The organism is Actinokineospora guangxiensis (genome assembly GCF_042657845.1).
GTDB classification, from domain to species: Bacteria; Actinomycetota; Actinomycetes; order Mycobacteriales; family Pseudonocardiaceae; genus Actinokineospora; species Actinokineospora guangxiensis.
Genome location: NZ_JBHSKF010000035.1, coordinates 1 through 1,296, shown reverse-complemented (window position 1 = coordinate 1,296; position 1,296 = coordinate 1). Strand labels below are relative to the sequence as shown.

Annotated in this window: 2 protein-coding genes and 1 pseudogene; all 3 read left to right on the top strand. The window is 71.5% G+C overall.

What is annotated here, in order from left to right:
- Positions 1-323, top strand: a pseudogene (locus ACFPM7_RS30320) (PTS mannose transporter subunit IIA); the annotation flags it as partial.
- Between the two features lie 87 nt (positions 324-410).
- Positions 411-716 (top strand): PTS lactose transporter subunit IIB, encoded by a 306-nt coding sequence (locus tag ACFPM7_RS30315; protein WP_378251278.1) that lies wholly within the window; start codon positions 411-413, stop codon positions 714-716.
- The gene (locus ACFPM7_RS30310; protein ID WP_378251277.1) at positions 697-1,176 is read left to right on the top strand and encodes a PTS mannitol transporter subunit IIA; all 480 of its coding nucleotides are present in this window, start codon (positions 697-699) and stop codon (positions 1,174-1,176) included. The genes ACFPM7_RS30315 and ACFPM7_RS30310 overlap by 20 nt, the downstream gene beginning before the upstream one ends.
- Positions 1,177-1,296: the final 120 nt, after the last annotated feature.

The following is a 1,296-nucleotide window of genomic DNA, read 5'->3' as shown; positions in this document are numbered from 1 at the left end:
AGTTCCTGGGCGGCATCCACGAGATCTACTTCCCGTACATCCTCGCCGCGCCGAAGCTGATCCTGGCCGCGATCGCCGGTGGCGCCGCGGGTGTGCTGACCTTCGTGGTGACCGGCGCGGGCCTGGTTGCCTCGCCGTCGCCGGGCAGCATCATCGCCCTGATGGCGGTGACACCGAAGGGCGGCTACTTCAGCGTCCTGGCCGGTGTCGTCGTCGCCACCGCGGTGTCGTTCCTGGTCGCCGCCATCCTGCTCAAGTTCGGCAAGGACGCCCGGCGCGAGGAGCGCGAGCAGCAGCTCGCCAACGGCGGCCCCGTCGCCTGAGCCGGACACCGCGCGCGGGAGGCCCGCCCTCCCGCGCGCGGTCGGCCCGTTCGCCGCAAGTCCAACGCACAACAGGGAAACGAGCACATGAGCAGCATCCAGGGCAAAGAGATCGACAAGGTGGTCATCGCCTGCGACGCGGGGATGGGCAGCAGCGTCATGGTGGCCTCGCAGCTGGCCAAGCGCCTCAAGCCGTACTCGGTGAAGGTGCAGCACACCCCGGTCAACGAGATCCCGGCGGACGCCAAGCTGGTCCTCTGCCAGGCCTCGCTCGTCGCCAGGGCCAAGAAGAACTCCACGGCCGTGGTGATCGGGTTCCAGAGCTTCCTCGGCGACCCCGTCTTCGACCGCGTCGAAGCCGCGATCCGGGACGGTGGCAGCCTTGACGGCTGAGCGGGCCATGCTGGAGCCCGCCGCGATCCGCCTCGGCGCCACCGCCGCCGACCGCGCCGACGCGATCGCCCAGGTCGGCGCCGTGCTGCTGGAGTCCGGCGCGGTGGACGCCGAGTACGTCGCGGCCATGCACGAGCGCGAGGCCTCCGTCTCGACCTACATCGGCGAGGGCGTGGCGATCCCGCACGGCACCGACGCCTCGCGCGCGCACGTGCGCCGCTCGGCGCTCGCCGTCGTCGGTTTCCCCGCGGGCGTCGACTGGGACGGCGAGCGGGTGAGCCTGTGCGTCGGGATCGCCGCCCAGGGCAGCGAGCAGGTCGGTGTGCTCTCCGCGCTCGCCAAGGTGCTCATGGACCCCGAGAAGGCCGCCGCCCTGCGTGCCGCGACCGAACCCGAGACCGTGTTGGCGCTGCTCGGCGCCGAGGAACCCCAGCGAGAAGACCAGGAGGCAGTCCAGTGAAGGTGGCGCGTTTCTACGCCCCGGGTGACATCCGCATCGAGGAGGCGCCGGAGCCGAGCGCGGGTCCGCGTGAGGTGAAGATCGCGGTGCGCAACACCTCCACGTGCGGGACGGATCTGA

What these genes read in the sequence shown, in the direction of transcription:
- ACFPM7_RS30315 (WP_378251278.1), top strand. Translation starts at nt 411, where the DNA reads ATGAGCAGCATCCAGGGCAAAGAGATCGACAAGGTGGTCATCGCCTGC.